At 69.6% G+C, this 15,826-nt stretch carries 14 protein-coding genes; 8 read left to right on the top strand and 6 right to left on the bottom strand.

All coding sequences use genetic code 11. The features are described 5' to 3' along the window. Positions 1 to 129 precede the first annotated feature (129 nt). From ruvB to IEZ31_RS29205, 6 genes are all read left to right on the top strand, one after another. The gene (gene ruvB, locus IEZ31_RS29230; RefSeq protein ID WP_190253209.1) at positions 130 to 1,194 is read left to right on the top strand and encodes a Holliday junction branch migration DNA helicase RuvB; all 1,065 of its coding nucleotides are present in this window, start codon (positions 130 to 132) and stop codon (positions 1,192 to 1,194) included. A gap of 120 nt (positions 1,195 to 1,314) precedes the next feature. Continuing rightward, positions 1,315 to 1,674, top strand: coding sequence for a preprotein translocase subunit YajC (yajC, locus tag IEZ31_RS29225; protein WP_190253208.1), 360 nt, complete (start codon positions 1,315 to 1,317; stop codon positions 1,672 to 1,674). Between the two features lie 79 nt (positions 1,675 to 1,753). Beyond that, positions 1,754 to 3,592 carry a protein translocase subunit SecD gene (secD, locus tag IEZ31_RS29220; RefSeq protein ID WP_190253207.1) on the top strand — a complete coding sequence of 613 codons (1,839 nt, stop codon included), beginning with the start codon at positions 1,754 to 1,756 and terminating at the stop codon, positions 3,590 to 3,592. A gap of 2 nt (positions 3,593 to 3,594) precedes the next feature. Further along, a complete protein-coding gene (secF, locus tag IEZ31_RS29215) occupies positions 3,595 to 4,764 on the top strand; it encodes a protein translocase subunit SecF (protein WP_190253206.1) in 1,170 nt (389 codons plus the stop codon). Positions 4,765 to 4,825: 61 nt separating this feature from the next. Then, positions 4,826 to 5,356, top strand: a complete 531-nt coding sequence (locus IEZ31_RS29210; protein ID WP_190253205.1) for an adenine phosphoribosyltransferase — start codon at positions 4,826 to 4,828, stop codon at positions 5,354 to 5,356. Between the two features lie 126 nt (positions 5,357 to 5,482). Then, positions 5,483 to 7,957, top strand: coding sequence for a RelA/SpoT family protein (locus IEZ31_RS29205; protein WP_190253204.1), 2,475 nt, complete (start codon positions 5,483 to 5,485; stop codon positions 7,955 to 7,957). Here the strand turns inward: IEZ31_RS29205 and IEZ31_RS29200 are convergent. The 6 genes from IEZ31_RS29200 to IEZ31_RS29175 form a co-directional block, all read right to left on the bottom strand. Beyond that, positions 7,933 to 8,352 carry a S26 family signal peptidase gene (locus IEZ31_RS29200; RefSeq protein WP_190253203.1) on the bottom strand — a complete coding sequence of 140 codons (420 nt, stop codon included), beginning with the start codon at positions 8,350 to 8,352 and terminating at the stop codon, positions 7,933 to 7,935. The two genes, IEZ31_RS29205 and IEZ31_RS29200, sit on opposite strands and share 25 nt — an antisense overlap. Further along, positions 8,349 to 10,193, bottom strand: coding sequence for an ABC transporter ATP-binding protein (locus tag IEZ31_RS29195; RefSeq protein ID WP_229835948.1), 1,845 nt, complete (start codon positions 10,191 to 10,193; stop codon positions 8,349 to 8,351). The genes IEZ31_RS29200 and IEZ31_RS29195 overlap by 4 nt, the downstream gene beginning before the upstream one ends. Positions 10,194 to 10,195: 2 nt before the next feature. Further along, complete coding sequence (locus tag IEZ31_RS29190) at positions 10,196 to 10,747, bottom strand: hypothetical protein (RefSeq protein WP_190253201.1); 552 nt, start codon at positions 10,745 to 10,747, stop codon at positions 10,196 to 10,198. 14 nt (positions 10,748 to 10,761) lie between these two features. Beyond that, a complete protein-coding gene (locus tag IEZ31_RS29185; RefSeq protein ID WP_373294708.1) occupies positions 10,762 to 11,382 on the bottom strand; it encodes a MauE/DoxX family redox-associated membrane protein in 621 nt (206 codons plus the stop codon). Between the two features lie 451 nt (positions 11,383 to 11,833). Continuing rightward, complete coding sequence (locus IEZ31_RS29180) at positions 11,834 to 12,697, bottom strand: peptidylprolyl isomerase (protein ID WP_229835947.1); 864 nt, start codon at positions 12,695 to 12,697, stop codon at positions 11,834 to 11,836. A gap of 37 nt (positions 12,698 to 12,734) precedes the next feature. Beyond that, positions 12,735 to 13,634, bottom strand: a complete 900-nt coding sequence (locus tag IEZ31_RS29175; RefSeq protein WP_190253199.1) for a peptidylprolyl isomerase — start codon at positions 13,632 to 13,634, stop codon at positions 12,735 to 12,737. Between the two features lie 178 nt (positions 13,635 to 13,812). Between IEZ31_RS29175 and IEZ31_RS29170 the strand changes: the two genes are divergently transcribed. Beyond that, positions 13,813 to 14,484, top strand: coding sequence for an MBL fold metallo-hydrolase (locus IEZ31_RS29170; protein WP_190253198.1), 672 nt, complete (start codon positions 13,813 to 13,815; stop codon positions 14,482 to 14,484). A gap of 3 nt (positions 14,485 to 14,487) precedes the next feature. Continuing rightward, the gene (gene hisS, locus IEZ31_RS29165; RefSeq protein ID WP_190253197.1) at positions 14,488 to 15,807 is read left to right on the top strand and encodes a histidine--tRNA ligase; all 1,320 of its coding nucleotides are present in this window, start codon (positions 14,488 to 14,490) and stop codon (positions 15,805 to 15,807) included. The last annotated feature ends 19 nt before the right edge of the window (positions 15,808 to 15,826 follow it).

Here is a 15,826-nt window from a genome sequence, read left to right as displayed (position 1 = left end):
GGGGGTGCTGCGCGGGCGAGCGCTGCCGGAGCGCAGCGGAGGCGGCGTGAGCGGTCCGGAGCGCAGCGGAGGGGCCGCTCACCAGGAGGCGCAGCTCGGGTCGCGGCGGCGTAGCGAAGCGGAGGCGTCGTGACGGATCCGGTGCTGAGCTCGTTCGCTTCGGACGAGGACTCCGCCGCCGAGCAGAGTGTCCGGCCGCGGCGGCTCGCCGAGTTCGTCGGCCAGCACCGGGTCCGCGAGCAGCTCGACCTGCTGCTGCAGAGCGCGCTGCGCCGCGGCAGCCCGCCCGACCACATCCTGCTGTCGGGCTCGCCCGGGCTCGGCAAGACCACCCTGGCCATGATCGTCGCCGCCGAGCTGGGCGCCGGGCTGCGGCTGACCAGCGGGCCGGCGATCGAGCGGGCCGGCGACCTGGCCGCCGTGCTCACCAGCCTGTCGCACGGCGACGTGCTGTTCATCGACGAGATCCACCGCATGGCCCGGCCGGCGGAGGAGTTGCTGTACAGCGCGATGGAGGACTTCCGCGTGGACGTCGTCGTGGGCAAGGGCCCCGGCGCCACCGCGATCCCGCTCGACGTGGAGCCGTTCACGCTGGTCGGCGCGACCACCCGCAGCGGCCTGCTCACCGGGCCGATGCGCGACCGGTTCGGCTTCGTCGGCCAGCTCGACTTCTACGATCCCGAGGAGCTGGAGCTGGTCATCGTCCGCTCGGCCCGGATCCTCGACGTCCCGATCACGGAGGAGGGATCCGTGGAGATCGGCCGGCGCTCGCGCGGCACCCCGCGGATCGCCAACCGGCTGCTGCGCCGGGTCCGCGACTACGCCGAGGTGCGCGGCACCGGCGTGGTCGACCTGGCCGCGGCGCGGGCCGCCCTGGCGGTGTACGACGTCGACGAGCTGGGCCTCGACAAGCTCGACCGGGCGGTGCTCACGGCCCTGATCAGGGCCGGGGGCGGGCCGGTCGGTCTCTCCACGCTCGCCGTCGCGGTGGGGGAGCAGCCCGACACGGTCGAGGAGGTCTGCGAGCCGTTCCTGCTGCGGACCGGCCTGCTGGCCCGCACGCCCCGTGGTCGGGTCGCCACGGCAGGTGCGTGGCGCCATCTAGGCCTCCCAGTTCCCGCTGGTACCGTCGGGGGCGGACATTCCGCGGGTGGCTCGCCGCAGATGCCCGATCTGTTCAGCTTGGAGCCGTAGCTCCCAGCCTGTCGTGATCGGACCGTGACGGATGCCGGTCTGCGTGGCGTCCGACACACCGACTAGACTCGCCGCGATCCGCTGCGCGGACCTCATGACCTCAACCGGAAGGCTTTCAACGTGTATCACGCCGAGCAGGCTTCAGGCGGCAGCAGCGGCTTCTTCACGATCATCCTCTTCGCCGGCTTCTTCGTGCTCATCTACTTCCTGATGATCCGCCCGCAGCAGAAGCGCCGCCGTGAGGTCGAGAGCATGCAGTCGGCGATGGGGATCGGGGACGAGGTGGTCACCGTCGGCGGCCTCTACGGCACGGTGCGGGGGATCGAGGACGACACCGTGCTGCTGGAGATCGCGCCGGGCGTCACCGCCAAGTACGCCCGGGCGGCCATCGGAAAGGTGACCAAGAAGGCTGATGCCGGCGACGACGAGGCCGCCGACGACGATGAGGCACCGGCCGACCCCGCCCGCGACGCCGACTGACCCGTTCGCAGCCGCACATACGTGAAACATTCACGCCGCGCGAACCCCGCCGGCGTTACCGCAGGGAGACCCGAGAGCCGTGGCACAACCTCAGGCACCGATGCGCCCGAGCCGCTCACTCGCCGTCCTCGCCGTCATCTTCATCGCCTTCGGCCTCTTGACGTGGTTCGGTGGCAGCGGTGGGTGGCGGGACCGGCTGGAGCCGAAGCTCGGTCTTGACCTGATCGGCGGGACGACCGTCACGCTGCAGGCGAAGACCGACAACGGGCAGGCGCCCTCGCGCAACCAGATGGAGACCGCTCGCCAGATCATCGACAACCGGGTCAACGGCCTGGGTGTCGCCGAGGCGGAGGTCGTCATCGAGGGCGACAACAACATCGTCGTCTCCCTGCCGGGCAAGAGTGACGACCGGTTGAAGCAGGTCGGTCAGACCGCGGAGCTGCGCTTCCGCAAGGTGCTGAACCAGACCGCCGACACCGGCGCCGGCTCGACCTCCGCGTCGCCGTCCGCCTCTCCCTCGGGCTCCGCGCCGGCCTCGGGTTCCCCCGCGCCGTCGGGGTCGGGTTCGGCCCCGGCTTCGGGCTCGGCCTCGGCCAGCGCGCCGGCCTCGCCGAGCGCCTCGGACTCCGCGCCGGCCTCCCCGGCCGCCAGCGCGTCGCCGTCGGCCTCCCTGCTGCCGGGCGTCGCCGAGCGCCGCGCCGAGGTCCAGAAGAAGCTGGGCGAGGCGCTGTGGGCCGCCGCCATGGCCGAGCAGACCCCGATCGACTTCAGCCAGGACCCGGCGAAGGCCCAGCAGTACAAGCCGTTCGAGAGCCTGACGCCGGAAGAGGTCGCCGTCCTGCCGGCGAGCATGCAGTTCAACATCCCCTACGTGAACTGCGACAAGCTCAACCACCGGCCGGTCGGCTCGATCCGCACCGCCGAGGACCAGGTCGTCGCCTGCGGTCCCGACGTGAAGTACCAGCTCGACGTGGCCAAGGTCCTGGGCACCGACGTCTCCAAGGCCGACTCCGGGATCAACCCGCAGAACAGCAAGTGGACGGTCAACCTGTCCTTCAACAGCAACGGCCAGGACCGCTGGACCAACCTCACCAAGGAGGCCTACAACGGCGGCACCAGCCCGTCGCAGGTCGCCGTGGTGCTGGACAACGAGGTCGTGTCGGCCCCGACGATCCAGAGCGTGATCCCCGGTGACGCCGAGATCAGCGGCACGTTCACCAAGTCCGAGGCCCAGCTGCTGGCCAGCCAGCTGCAGTACGGCGCGCTGCCGCTGTCGTTCCAGTCGCAGGACGCGCAGAGCATCTCGGCCACCCTGGGCAGCTCGCACCTCGAGGCGGGCGTCCTCGCCGCCGGCATCGGCCTGCTGCTGGTCGTGCTCTACTCGTTCTTCTACTACCGGCTGCTCGGCGGCGTGATCATGATCAGCCTCCTGCTCTCCGGCGCGCTCGTCTACATGGCGCTGGTGATCCTGGGCCGGCAGATCGGCTTCACGCTCACCCTGGCCGGCTTCGCGGGCTTCATCGTCTCGCTGGGTGTCGCCGCCGACTCGTTCGTCATCTACTTCGAACGGCTCAAGGACGAGATCCGCGAGGGCCGCAGCCCCCGCAGCGCGGTGCCGCGCGCCTGGGTGCGGGCCCGCCGCACGATCATCTCGGCGAACACGATCACACTGCTCGCCGCCGCGATCCTGTACTTCGTGTCGATCGGCTCGGTGAAGGGCTTCGCCTTCGCCCTGGGCGTGGCGACGATCCTCGACCTCGTGGTCGTGTTCCTCTTCCGCCATCCGATCATGACGCTGTTCGCGCGCAGTAAGGCATTCTTGTCACCGCGGGTCAGCGGCCTCGGCCGCGTGCTGGAGCAGCGGTCCACGACGGACGCCGCTCCGACCACCCGTCGCAACCGCCCGAAGGAGGCCTGACGATGAGCGGCGGCATCGCAGCACGGCTCTACCGGGGTGAGGCCGGCGTCAACGTCGTCGGCCGCCGGAGGCTCTGGTTCATGATCGCCGGGATCGCGGTCCTCATCGCGGTCGGGAGCATGTTCGTGCGGGGCTTCACGCTCGGCATCGAGTTCGAGGGCGGCAACCAGTTCAACGTCCCGGTGAGCGTCGGCACCCTCGAACAGGTCGAGAACGCCTTCGGCGACGCGGGCGTGGAGGTCAAGACCGGGCAGACGGTCGGCGACAGCCAGTACATCATCAAGACCGAGCAGATCAACGACGTTGCGCGCCAGACGGCGATCAAGGACGAGGTCGCCCAGAAGTTCGGGATCAACCCGACCCAGATCAGCGACAGCGCCGTCAGCACCTCGTGGGGCGGCCAGGTCACCAACAAGGCCGCGCTGAGCCTGGTCATCTTCCTGGCGGCCGTCCTGGCGTACCTGGTGTTCCGCTTCGAGTGGCGGATGGCCGTGGCGGCGATCGCGTCGCTGCTGCTCGACCTGGTGCTCACCGGCGGCGTCTACTCGCTGGTCGGCTTCGAGGTCACCCCGTCGACGGTCATCGGCTTCCTGACGATCCTCGGCTTCGCGCTGTACGACGTGGTGGTGGTGTTCGACAAGGTCCAGGAGAACACCAAGGGCATCACCGGCTCCAACAACACGACGTACGCCGAGGCGGCCAACCTCGCGGTCAACCAGACGCTGATGCGGTCGATCAACACCGGCCTCGTCGCCCTGCTGCCCGTCGGCGGCCTGCTGTTCATCGGCGCCGGCCTGCTCGGCGCCGGCACGCTCAAGGACCTCGGTCTCGTGCTGTTCATCGGTATGGGCGTCGCGGTGTACTCGTCGATCTTCTTCGCCACGCCGGTCCTCGCCGAGCTCAAGTCCCGCGAGCCGCGGCTGCAGGCCCACGCCCAGCGGATCGCGACCCGGCGGACGGCGGCGGCCAAGGAGCAGGCGCGCGCCGCGGCGGTCGCCCTCGACAGCGACGGCGTGCCGATCGGCAGCGGCGGCGCCAAGGCCGAGCGCACGGTGAACCCGGAGCTCGCCGGAGCGGCGCCCCGCCCGGGCGCCCGGCCCGCGGCCCGTCCCGGCGCCGGCAAGCGCCCGCGGGCCGGCGGACGGCCGAGTGGCGGCAGCGGCCGTCGCTGAGGATGTTGGTTCACTTGCACGGGCGTCGCGGTCGCGGCGCCCGTGCCGTCTTGCGTGAGGAGTGCGGGTGGAGATCTCCGAGCTGGTCGCGAGCAAGGTCCTCGACGTGCCCGACTTTCCGAAGCCGGGCATCCTGTTCAAGGACCTGATGCCGCTGTTCGCCGACGGGCCCGCGTTCGCGGCGGCGGTCGACGCGATCATCGCCGAGCAGGGCGCCGACACGTTCGACGTGGTCGCCGGGATGGAGGCGCGCGGGTTCGTGATCGCCGCCGCGGTGGCCTACGCGACCGGCAAGGGCATCGTGCCCGTCCGCAAGGCCGGCAAGCTGCCCCGGCAGACGGTGTCGGCGACGTACGCCCTGGAGTACGGCGAGGCGACCCTGGAGGTGCACGCCGACGCGTTCCTCGCCGGCGAGCGCGTGCTGGTCGTCGACGACGTGCTGGCGACCGGCGGCACGGCGGCCGCCACCCTCAACCTCGTCGAGCAGGCGGGCGGCCGGGTGAGCGGCTTCAGCGTGGTGCTGGAGCTCTCGTTCCTCGCGGGCCGGGAGCGCCTGGAAGGACGTCCGGTTCATGCCCTCTTGACCGTCTGAGCGGTCCTTTTGCTGCGGGGAAATGTCAGCCGGGGCAGGTAAGCTTGGCGTTCCTACGTTGTCGGCGATGAGGAGCGGCCGGTGACCGGCGACATCGCACCCCCCATTGAGGGTACGGTCGACCACGTGCAGGATGAACCGCGGCAGGACACGCCCACGACCCCCGAGCCGGAGACGGCCGAGGCCGGTGGTGTGGTGCTGCAGTTCCCCGTGGCGCCCGTGCAGTCCGAGACGCCGCAGCGGCGGGCGAGCGACCGCCGCCCCGCCGGCGACGCGCCGGGGGAGGACACCGAGGACCTGACCGAGGCCAGCACCGTGACCGGCGCCGCCCTCGGCCTGGTCGGCGCCGCGCCGACCGGCCGCCGGGTCCGCGCCCGGCTGGCCCGGTTCAACGCGCCCTGGCAGAGCCCGCAGGTCAGCGAGGTCCTGGAGCCGCTGATCGCGCAGCACAAGGCGAGCCACCCGAAGGCCGACGTGCGCCTGCTCCAGCGGGCCTACGACATGGCCGAGCACTTCCACAAGGGCCAGTTCCGCAAGTCCGGCGATCCCTACATCACGCACCCGCTCGCCGTCGCCACCATCCTGGCCGACCTGGGCATGGACACCACCACGCTGGTGGCCGCGCTGCTGCACGACACGATCGAGGACACCGAGTACACGATCGAGCGGATGCAGGTCGACTTCGGCGGCGAGGTCACGCTGCTCGTCGACGGGGTGACCAAGCTCGACAAGGTCAAGCTCGGCGACGCGGCGAAGGCGGAGACGATCCGCAAGATGGTCGTGGCCATGGCCAAGGACCCGCGGGTGCTGGTCATCAAGCTGGCCGACCGGCTGCACAACATGCGCACCCTGACCTTCCTGCCCCGCCCCAAGCAGGAGCAGAAGGCCAAGGAGACGCTGGAGATCCTGGCCCCGCTCGCCCACCGCCTCGGCATGAACACGATCAAGTGGGAGCTGGAGGACCTGGCGTTCCGCACGCTGTTCCCCAAGCGCTTCGACGAGATCAGCCGGCTCATCGCCGAGCACACCCCGCAGCGCGACTCGCTGCTGCGCACGGTGACCCAGAAGGTCGCCACCGACCTGCGCGCGGCGAAGATCAAGTCCGAGGTGACCGGCCGCCCGAAGCACCTCTACTCCGTCTACCAGAAGATGATCGTCCGCGGCCGCGACTTCGGCGACATCTACGACCTGGTCGGCGTGCGCATCCTGGTCGACACCGTCCGCGACTGCTACGCGGCGCTCGGCGTGATCCACGCGAACTGGCAGCCTGTGCCGGGCCGGTTCAAGGACTACATCGCCATGCCGAAGTTCAACATGTACCAGTCGCTGCACACGACGGTCATCGGCCCCACCGGCAAGCCGGTCGAGCTGCAGATCCGCACCTACGCGATGCACCGCACCGCGGAGTACGGCATCGCCGCCCACTGGCGCTACAAGGAGACCAAGAACGCGACGATTGCCGGTCCGCCGGCACACATCGACGAGATGACCTGGCTGCGGCAGCTGCTCGACTGGCAGCGCGAGGCGAGCGACCCGAGCGAGTTCCTCGACGCGCTGCGCTTCGACCTGTCCAGCCAGGAGGTCTACGTCTTCACGCCGAAGGGCGACGTGATCGCGCTGCCCACCGCCTCCACCCCGGTCGACTTCGCCTATGCGGTGCACACCGAGGTCGGCCACAAGTGCATCGGCGCGCGGGTCAACGGCAAGCTCGTGCCGCTGGAGAGCACGCTGTCCAACGGCGACGTGATCGAGATCTTCACGTCGAAGTCCGAGACCGCCGGCCCCACCCAGGACTGGCTGGGCTTCGTCAAGAGCCCCCGGGCGCGCACGAAGATCCGGCAGTATTTCAACAAGGAGCGCCGCGAGGAGGCGATCGAGGCCGGCAAGGAGGCGATCGTCAAGGCGATGCGCAAGCAGGGCCTGCCCCTGCAGCGCCTGCTGACCTCCGAGTCGCTCATGACGATCGCCCGCGAGCTGCACCTGGCCGACGTGGCGGCGCTCTACGCGGCCGTCGGCGACGGCCAGGCCTCCGCCCAGTCGGTCGTCCAGCGCCTGGTCGCCGGCTACGGCGGCGAGGAGGGCGCGGTCGAGGACATCGCCGAGACCGCCATTCCGACCCGCCCGGCCCGCACCCGCACCGGCGCCTCCGACCCGGGCGTCGAGGTGCTCGGCGTCGACGACGTCTGGATCAAGCTGGCCCGCTGCTGCACGCCGGTCCCCGGCGACGCCGTCTTCGGCTTCGTGACCCGCTCCGGCGGCGTCAGCGTCCACCGCGACGACTGCGCCAACGCGGCCGACCTCAAGGAGCAGCCGGAGCGCGTGCTGGAGGTGAGCTGGAAGCCGACTAGCGCGTCGACCTTCCTGGTCGCCATCCAGGTCGAGGCCCTCGACCGCCACAAGCTCCTGGCCGACGTGACCCGCGTCCTGTCCGACGAGAAGGTCAACATCCTCTCCGCGACGGTGACGACCACGCGCGACCGGGTGGCGATCAGCCGCTTCAGCTTCGAGATGGCCGACCCGAAGCACCTCAACCACCTGCTGGCCGCCGTGCGCCGCATCGACGGCGTCTACGACGCCTACCGGGTCACCTCGGGCGCCTGACGCCGAACCCTGCCTACCACGACCCCGACGACCCGCTCGACGGGTACCGGACCGAGCCGACGCGAGTCAATGCTGTCCGGTCGGGTGCCTAGCACGACCACCGCACCGGTTGGCACGACCATGCCCGGGATCGCGTGCCGTATGGCGTCCGGCACGGGATCACCGGCAACCGCGACTATCCGCTTGACCATCGGCATGCTGCCTGGCTCGAGCCGCAGGAGCGCGATGTTGCCCGACCGGTATCGGCGGCGGCGGTGGACCAGCACGACGTCGCCTCGGTTGAGATCCGGGGCCATGCTGTCACCGTTGATCGTAACCAGGAGCAGGCTGCTGCGCGCGCGCCAGAGCATCGCCAACAGCGCGACGATCGCGGCTGCGACGGAGACGACTGTCATCTCGACGCCACGCGCTCGTCCTGATAGCGACTGGCCTGCAAGGTGAACAGGCGGGCGTAGGCGCCGCCGGCTGCCATGAGTTCGTCGTGGGTCCCCCGCTCGGCGATCCGCCCCCCGTCGAGCACCACGATCTCGTCGGCGTCTCGGATCGCACCGAGTCGGTGTGAGACCAATAGCGTGCTCCGCCCAGCCCGTACGTTCCGCAGGGTGCAGTGCACCGCGTTCTCGGCGTCGGGGTCGAGCCCCGAACTCGGCTCGTCCAGGATCAGCAGGTCGGCGCCGTCGCGCAGGACGGCGCGGGCGATCGCCAGGCGTTGCAGTTGCCCACCGGAGAGCATGGTGCCGGCCTCGTCGGAGGCACCGAAGAAGTCAAGGCTGATCATCGTGGCGTAACCATGGGGGAGACGCTCGATCCGATCGGCGATGCCGGCCAGTGACGCGGCGCGCTCAACGGCGGCCTGGTCGGTGAGCCGGGCGAGGTCACCGACCCCGATGTTTTCCGCGGCGGTCATGTCGTACGTGGTGAAGTCCTGGAAGACGGCAGAGATCCGGCGGCGCAACTCGGCGACCCGTAGGTCGCGGAGATCCAGCCCGTCCCATGTGATCGAGCCGCGGGTCGGGTCGTAGAGCCGGCACAGCAGCTTGGCGATTGTGCTCTTGCCAGCACCGTTGAGCCCAACCAACCCAATCGAGCGGCCGGCTGGGATCGTCAGGTCGACGCCGCGAAGCACCCACGGGCCGTCATCGCTGTAGCGGAACCAGACGTCTCGCAGTTCGATGCAGTTGCGCAGGGGTGGCGCTGCGGCGCCGCCGTCCGGCAGATCTGGTGAGCCCGTCATGAACTCGTGGTAGTGACCGAGTAGTGCTGCCGCCTCCTCGACGCGGCCGAACTGCACGATGATCGTGCCGATGGCGCCCTGCAGCGCCGCGACGGCTGCGATGAACATCGTGACGTCGCCGACCGTCAGCGTGCCGCGCTGCGCCTGGACGACCACGACCGCCACGCCGACGCAGCTGACCAAGCCGTTGGCCAGCGTGAGGCCGCCCTGCAGCAGGGTGGCGCGGCGGTGGACAGCCTGCTCGGTGCCGGTGCTTTCGGCCAGCGACGCCACCATACGCTCTCGAAAGAAGCTGCCGAGTCCGAAGATCCGCAGCTCTTTGGCGGGCTGAACCTCGGTCATCAGCGACCGGTAGTAGAACTGCAGCCGCTGCATCGGCGACACCGCCTCGGCAACCGCAACCTGGTGTCGTACCAGCCCTCGCTGGGCCAGATACGCGGGTAAGGCGGCGATCAGCAGCAACAGGGCCATCGGCGGCCAGATGCCGAGCATCGCGGCGACGAACCCGGTAAGGGCGGCGGCCTGGCGTGCCGTGTCGAGTGTGAACGCGGCAACGTCGTGCGGCGCGCTGTCGGCGGCCTGGCCGGCAAGCCGCAGACGATCGTGGTGGGCGGGATCTTCGAAGTACCGCAATCCCACGAACTCATCGAGCCGCCGCGCGAGCCTGTCCTGTACCTCAATGGTGACCGTACGCCGGACGAGCGCGTTGACGTACATGCCGACCTGACCGAGCACAACGATAACGGTTGTGCAAAATGCGGCGCCGATCGCTGGCCACAGGACGGCGGCGGCGTCCGTCCGCCCCGCAGTCAGACGGTCGATGAAGACTTTGCTCAGCCAGGCCGCGAGAGGTGCGGCGGCGCCGCCGGCAACGGCGAGCGTAACGAGCAGGACGTATCCGCCGGGGGCGGCGCGCAGTCCGAGGAGCAGCGCCTGGCCCGCTGCCCGCCATCGACTGCTCTCATGAGCAAATGGTGGCGGGCTTCCCACAGAGAATCGCACGCTCATGGTGTATGGGCGAACTGGTAGTCCTTCTCCAGGTGCTCGAGCGTGATGCCCCCGCGGGCAATGACCCCGCCGGTGACACGAACGACCCGCGGATAGCCGTCGATGCCACCGAAGGCGGCGGCCACGTCGCCGCCAACGGCGGCCATCGCCACGCGGGCCGCCGAGAGCCGGGCGGCTATCGCCTCGACGTCGGCCTCGACGCCGAAGACGAACACCACGAGCGTCCCGAGGGTGTGCTGCTGTCGCTCCAACTGCTCCAAGACCTGCTTGCACGTTTCGCACGTTGCCGACACAAACGCCACAACGCTGTCGGTGGCGACGTCCTCGGTCGTGACAACGACGCCACCGGGTGTAGTGGCCCGGAACGGTCCGACTCGGGCGCCGACGGGCACCAGCGACATGGAGTGGTTGCCGTGCTGCTGTCCATGCCCGTGCCCCGGCTCTGTTGGGTTGTCGCGCATGCGTCGGACGATCGCGAAGGTCAGCGTCAGGTTGAGCAGTGAGATGACGAGCGCCGCAATGACGGCGACGGTCAGTATCCAAGTCACGATATGACCTCCGGTCAGCCTCGGTCGGTGCTCTGGGAGCCCGCTGTTCCGAACAGGAACGAGAGATCCCGCCAATGCGTCAGAGCGACGGCGCACAGCATGCCGGAGCTGATCGCGACTCCGGCGGCGACTGCTGGCACATCGAACGCCGATGCCTGATCATGGGCCGGGAGTGTCCCGGCCAGGAAAGTCCCGGTCGCGATGAGTATCAGAAGACCGTTGCGTACGAAGTGCCAGCCTTCGACCGGTCGGTCGTCGGCGCCGAAGCACGCGCAGCGGATATCGCCGCCGGCCGCGCGTGCTGCGGCCAAGGCCGCTGTCACGACGCTGAGGAACAGCGCGCAGAGCACCAAGCCGAGCAGGGCGGTCTGCGGGATCGCGAGCAGGACGATCAGCGCCGCCTCAGCCACCATCACGCTGAGCGGCAGAGTCGGGCGCAACGCGCGCGGGACCCAAGCAAGAGCCTCGAGTGACGCCCGAAACGCGCGCCTCGATTCGACGTCGGAGAGTTTGCCGGCGACGGCAAGCACCATGACGAAAGCTAACAACCCGCGGCCGGCGAGATATCCGTATGTCAAAATTGTCCCCGTCCGGAAAGCATGGCCGGAGCTGGGCCCGAACCCGGCTCCGGCCATGCTCTGCAATTATTCCGGATATTCATCCGGAATATGTTCTGGTCAGCAGGTGCCGATCTTCGGACCGTACGTGCAACGGCTCCAGTTGATCTGGCAGCCGCAGTCGCAGGTGTAGTAGCGCACGCAGGTCACCGTGCTGTAAACGGTGCCACGGCACGCGTAACCCTGGTACGGAGAGCACGGGCCAGGGCACTCGGTGCAGGCGCCAGCCTCTTGTTTGCGCAGGAATGATCCAAGCATCTTGTCGCCGACGCGCGCCAATACTTTCGTCATTTGATCCTCCCGTGATGCGCTGAAATGACTTAGACGCTGATCATCGTCGAGGAACTATAACCGGGCCTCGCCCGCCGGTTCAAGACATTGACAAATGACGAATATTGAGCTTCCCTGAACGAGATAAGGCGCGGCCCGGCAACTGCCGGGCCGCGCCATATCTGCGGTGAGCGGGACTTCAGGGGGTCGGGGGGCCCACCGTCAGTGTCTTGATCAGGACCTCGGTCTTCGGTGCTCCCTCGCTCGCCGGCGAGTTCGGATCCGCTGAAGCGTCCGGGACGACCCCGGCCTCGGCGACCTTCTTCACCAGGTCCAGGCCCTCGGTCACCTTGCCCACGACGGTGTAGTCCGCCGATAGGGACTCGATGTCCTTGTAGACGATGAAGAACTGGCTGCCGGTGCTGTTCGGGTCCTGAGTCTTGGCCATCGCGACCATGCCCTCCGTGTAGGCAGGGCGACGCCCGGTCGGCAGGTTCTCCTCCGCGTAGCGGTACGTCGGACCGCCCAGGCTTGTACCGCTCGGGTCACCGCACTGCAGCACATAGATGTTCTGCGTCACGAGGCGATGGCACTTCGTGTTGTCGAAGAACTTCTTGCCGGACAGGTAGGTGAAGCTCGCCGCGGCGCAGGGAGCGTGCGCGGTGTCCATCTCGATCTTGATGGTGCCCACGGTGGTGTCGAGCGTCATCAGCTGGGTGCCGGTGCGGGGCTCGCCGGACGTGGGCGGGGTGCCGACGTCCTTGACCTCCTTGGGGATCTCCGGCTTCGGCGACGCCGACGGGTCGACGAGCGGCAGCCAGGTGCAGTTCGCCGGGGTGGCGGTCGCCGAGGGGTTGGCGCCCGCCTCGGTCGACGTCTTGTCGTCGCCGGTCAGCGCGACCACGAGCCACGCCACGCCGAGCAGGACCACCAGGCTGCCCGCGCCCACGGCGATCGTCGTGTTCCTGCGCCGTCGGTGCCGGGACTTCTCGGCGCGATCAGCCATCTCCCGCTCCAGCCGCGCACGTGCCGCGGCGCGCTGGCGGTCCCGGTTGGTGGTCACGGTCGGTACTCCTTGCTCAACGGGGATGGATGATGTGTCACGACTGGCTCGAGGCGCTCGCCGCGGGCGAGGCGGAGGCCGACGTGCTCGCCGAGGTCGACGCGGACGGCGCCGTCGACGGCTCCTCCGGCGCGATGTCGGTGACGGTCAGCGAGCTGATCTTGACGTCCTGGTTCGGCTTGCCGCCGCCGGCCTGGTTGCTGCCGTCGTTGCCGCCCTCGCCGATCTTGGTCAGCACGTCCAGGCCGCCGACGATCGTGCCGAAGACCGTGTAGTCGGCCGGGTACTGCACGTCCTTGAAGACCAGGAAGAACTGGCTGCCGTTGCTGTCCGGCTCGGACGAGTGCGCCATGGCCAGGGTGCCCATCGGGTAGAGGGCGTTGCCCGTCGACGAGGCGTCGGCCGAGGCGGAGGCCGAGGGGTCGACCGTCGGCGACGGCACGTTCTCGTTCGGGAAGCGGTACGCCGGGCCGCCGCTGCCGGAGCCCGACGGGTCGCCACACTGCAGGATGGCGTCGGTCAGCCGATGGCAGACCGTGTTGTCGAAGAACTTCTTGCTGGCCAGGTAGGTGAAGCTCTCCACCGTGCACGGCGCCTTGCTCGGGTCGAGCTTCGCCGTGACGGTGCCCTGGCCGAGCGAGATCGTCATCGTCTTCACGCCGTTCTTGACGATGTCGTTCGTGCGCGGCTTGCCCACGTCGACGATCCCCGAGCCCGCCTCCACCGAGGTCCAGGCGCACTCCGAGGCGCGGACCGGCTCGGGCTCGAACCCCCCGGTCTTCCAGATCACCACGAGGACGATCAGGGCGAGCGCGACCGCGCTGCCGATGCCGGCCTGCCATTGGCGGCGGCGCCGCGCCGCGGCTGCTCGTCGCGCGATCTGCCGCTCGGTCTTCGCCCGCGCCAGAGCGCGCTGCCGGGCCTTACTGGAAGCCACCGGTGCTCCCCTCCAGGAAAATACATTTGGGTGCCACGTCACACGCCCGCCAGAGTGTACGGGTAGAACCCGGAATGCGGGTCGCCGCCCGGTCACGGTTCGCTGTGCCTGACCTCCGGATAGGGTTTACGAGGTCCTCAGCGGCCGGATTCAGGACATCGACAGGGAGGAGCGCCGCGTGCTCATCGCCGGCTTTCCCGCCGAGGTGTTCGGGACGAACTGCTTTGTCGTCGCCCCGGCCCCCGGCGAGCAGTGCGTGGTGATCGACCCGGGCATCGGCGTCACCGACCGGCTCGACGAGGTGCTCGCCGAGCACCGGCTGCAGCCGGCCGCGGTCCTGCTCACGCACGGCCACCTAGACCACACCTTCTCGGTCACCCCGGTCTGCGGCGCGCGCGGCATCACGGCGTACATCCACCCGGACGACGGCGAGATGCTCAAGGACCCGGCGAAGGGCATCAGCGCCGACCTCACCGCCCTCTTCGGGGGCCGCCTCACCTGGACCGAGCCCGACGACGTGGCGCCGCTGGAGGGCGGCCTGGTGCTGCGCATCGCCGGCCTGGAGCTGACCGTCGACCACGCGCCCGGCCATACCCGCGGGTCGGTGATGTTCCGCAGCGAGGGCACCTGCTTCAGCGGTGACGTGCTCTTCCGCGACTCGATCGGACGCACCGACCTGCCGGGCGGCAGCATGAGCCAGATGGTCGCGAGCCTGCGCGACAAGGTGCTCACCCTGCCCGACGAGACCGTCGTCCTGCCCGGCCACGGCCCCCAGACCACCATCGGCCGCGAGCGCCAGCGCAACCCGTACCTGCGCGAGGCCGCCGAGGCCCCCCGAAAAGGCTGGTAACCGATGTCCCTTTCCGCCTCGCTGTCGGGCTTCCCGGAGTGGACGCCCGCGCAGCGCATCGTCGAGCAGCAGGTCCTGGACCGGCTGCGGCGCACCTTCGAGCTCTACGGCTTCTCCTCGCTGGAGACGCGCGCGGTCGAGCCGCTCGACCAGCTGCTGCGCAAGGGGGAGACCTCCAAGGAGGTGTACACGCTGCACCGCCTCCAGGCCGCCGAGGGCGAGGAGGAGGCGAGCCTGGGGCTGCACTTCGATCTGACCGTTCCGTTCGCGAGGTACGTGCTGGAAAACGCCGGTAGGTTGCAGTTTCCCTTCCGGCGGTACCAGATCCAAAAGGTCTGGCGGGGAGAAAAGCCCCAAGAAGGACGGTATCGGGAATTTCTCCAGGCCGACATCGACATCGTCGACCGTGACACCCTCCCGCCGCACTACGAGGCCGAGATCCCGCTGGTCATCGGCGACGCGCTGCGCTCGCTGCCGATCCCGGCCGTCAAGATCATGGTGAACAACCGGAAGCTCTGCGAGGGCTTCTACCTCGGCCTCGGCCTGGCGGAGCCCGACGAGGTGCTGCGCACCGTCGACAAGCTCGACAAGATCGGCCCGGACAGGGTCGCCGAGGTGCTGATGAACGCCGGCGCGAGCGACGCGCAGGCCAAGGCCGTCCTCGCGCTGGCCGAGATCCGTTCGTCCGACGCGTCCTTCGAGGCGGCCGTGCGCGGCCTCGGCGTCGAGCACCCGCTGCTCGACGAGGGCGTCGCCGAGCTGGCCGCGGTCGTCGAGACCGCTCGCGAGCACGCGCCCGGCCTGGTCGAGGCCACGCTGAAGATCGCCCGCGGGCTCGACTACTACACCGGCACCGTGTACGAGACCGAGCTGGCCGGCTACGAGCGCTACGGCTCGATCTGCTCCGGCGGGCGGTACGACAACCTCGCCAGCGCCGGCAAGGACGTCTTCCCCGGCGTCGGCATCTCGATCGGCGTCTCCCGCCTGCTCGGCCTGCTGTTCGCCCAGAACGCGATCAGCGCGTCCCGGCCGGTGCCGACGGCCGTGCTGGTCGCCCTGTGGAACGAGGAGGAGCGGCCGGTCAGCAACCGCGTCGCGGCCGCCCTGCGGTCCCGGGGGATCGCGACCGAGGTCGCGCCGGTGCCGGCGAAGCTCGGCAAGCAGATCCGCTACGCCGAGCGCCGCGGGATCCCGTACGTGTGGTTTCCGGCCAACGGCGACATTCCGGACCAGGTCAAGGACATCCGCTCCGGCGAGCAGGTGGCCGCGGACAGCGCCGGGTGGAACCCCCCGGCCGAGGACATGGCGCCGACCCTGCAGTGAAAGAATGGGGCGTCTTGCG

It is taken from the genome of Dactylosporangium sucinum, from assembly GCF_014647515.1.
GTDB classification, from domain to species: domain Bacteria; phylum Actinomycetota; class Actinomycetes; order Mycobacteriales; family Micromonosporaceae; genus Dactylosporangium; species Dactylosporangium sucinum.
Note: the sequence above shows the minus strand (reverse complement) of the source record. Positions and strands in the feature narration are given on the sequence as shown.

What these genes read in the sequence shown, in the direction of transcription:
- secF (WP_190253206.1), top strand. Translation starts at nt 3,595, where the DNA reads ATGAGCGGCGGCATCGCAGCACGGCTCTACCGGGGTGAGGCCGGCGTC.
- IEZ31_RS29200 (WP_190253203.1), bottom strand. Translation starts at nt 8,352, where the DNA reads ATGACAGTCGTCTCCGTCGCAGCCGCGATCGTCGCGCTGTTGGCGATG.
- IEZ31_RS29185 (WP_373294708.1), bottom strand. Translation starts at nt 11,382, where the DNA reads ATGGCCGGAGCCGGGTTCGGGCCCAGCTCCGGCCATGCTTTCCGGACG.
- hisS (WP_190253197.1), top strand. Translation starts at nt 14,488, where the DNA reads ATGTCCCTTTCCGCCTCGCTGTCGGGCTTCCCGGAGTGGACGCCCGCG.